The organism is Streptomyces phyllanthi (genome assembly GCF_009377205.1).
Classification (GTDB): domain Bacteria; phylum Actinomycetota; class Actinomycetes; order Streptomycetales; family Streptomycetaceae; genus Streptomyces; species Streptomyces phyllanthi.
This window is the reverse complement of sequence record NZ_VJZE01000908.1, coordinates 1-1,337: the sequence shown is the minus strand read 5'-3', so window position 1 is coordinate 1,337 and position 1,337 is coordinate 1. Positions and strand designations below refer to the sequence as shown.

At 71.7% G+C, this 1,337-nt stretch carries 3 protein-coding genes; all 3 read left to right on the top strand.

All coding sequences use genetic code 11. The features are described 5' to 3' along the window. The coding region (locus FNH04_RS46045; protein WP_194237064.1) for a YnfA family protein at positions 1–227 on the top strand (227 nt) is incomplete at its 5' end. Positions 228–380: 153 nt separating this feature from the next. Continuing rightward, positions 381–1,160 (top strand): SDR family NAD(P)-dependent oxidoreductase, encoded by a 780-nt coding sequence (locus FNH04_RS46040; protein ID WP_152792158.1) that lies wholly within the window; start codon positions 381–383, stop codon positions 1,158–1,160. Then, positions 1,160–1,306: a hypothetical protein gene (locus tag FNH04_RS47110; protein ID WP_194237063.1), complete on the top strand. Its 147-nt coding sequence runs from the start codon at positions 1,160–1,162 to the stop codon at positions 1,304–1,306. Before FNH04_RS46040 ends, FNH04_RS47110 begins: the two co-directional genes overlap by 1 nt. The last annotated feature ends 31 nt before the right edge of the window (positions 1,307–1,337 follow it).

Sequence of the window (1,337 nt, the reverse complement as noted above, 5' to 3'; positions counted from 1 at the left end):
GGGTGGGGGTCGTCGCGCTCGGGGCGTACGGGTTCGTGGCGACCCTTCAGCCCGACGCGCACTTCGGGCGCGTCCTGGCGGCGTACGGCGGGGTGTTCGTGGCCGGGTCGCTGGTCTGGGGCGTGGTCGCGGACGGGTACCGGCCGGACCGGTGGGATGTGGTCGGGGCGCTGGTCTGCCTGGTGGGGATGGCCTTGATCATGTACGCGCCGCGCGGGGGGAGTTGAGGGCGGGCCGCTCACCGGCTGGACGGGTACGGCGGTCGTGTGTCGGCTGCACCTATCCTGGCGGGCAGTGGGCCGCTCGAACGGGTGCCCAGCCACCCGGCGGCGTCAGACATCAGGCACCAGGCTCAAGTACGGCATCGAGGAGTTACGTCCATGACCGCCCCCGCAACCCCGTCCGCCGCCTCCCGTATCGCCGTCGTCACCGGTGCGAGCAGCGGTATCGGTGCCGCGACGGCCCGGCAGCTGGCCGCGGCCGGGTACCGCGTCGTGCTGACGGCGCGCCGCAAGGACCGTATCGAGGCGCTGGCGGAGGAGATCAACGCGGCGGGGCACTCGGCGACGGCGTACCCGCTGGATGTGACGGACCGGGCGGCGGTGGACGAGTTCGCCTCGGCGTTCCGGACGATCGGTGTGCTGGTGAACAACGCGGGTGGCGCGCTCGGTGCCGACCCGGTCGCGACGGGCGACCCGGAGGACTGGCGCCGGATGTACGAGACGAACGTCATCGGCACCCTGAACCTGACCCAGGCGCTGCTCCCGGCGCTCACGGCGAGCGGCGACGGCACGGTGGTCGTGGTCTCGTCCACGGCCGGGCTCGGAACGTACGAGGGCGGTGCGGGGTACGTGGCCGCGAAGCACGGTGCGCACGTGCTGGCGGAGACGCTGCGGCTGGAGATCGTCGGTACGCCGGTCCGGGTGATCGAGGTCGCGCCCGGCATGGTGAGGACGGACGAGTTCGCGCTGACCCGGTTCGGCGGTGACAAGGAGAAGGCGGCGCAGGTGTACGAGGGCGTGGCGGAGCCGCTGACCGCCGACGACGTGGCGGACACCATCGCGTGGGCGGTCACCCGGCCCAGTCATGTCAATGTCGACCTGCTCGTCCTGCGGCCCCGGGCGCAGGCCTCGAACACCAAGGTCCACCGGGAGCTGTGATGTCCGAGGAGATCTCGCCGGAGCAGCGGCGTCTGGCGGAGGAGAGGAAGAACGAGCGCCACGTGTGGTGGTTCCTCGGGTACTTCCTGTTCGGGATCCATGTCGTGGCGTTCGTGATGATCTACGCGGTGACGCACGCGAAGTAGCCGAGGACGGCGGCGAGCCGCGGAGGTGGGG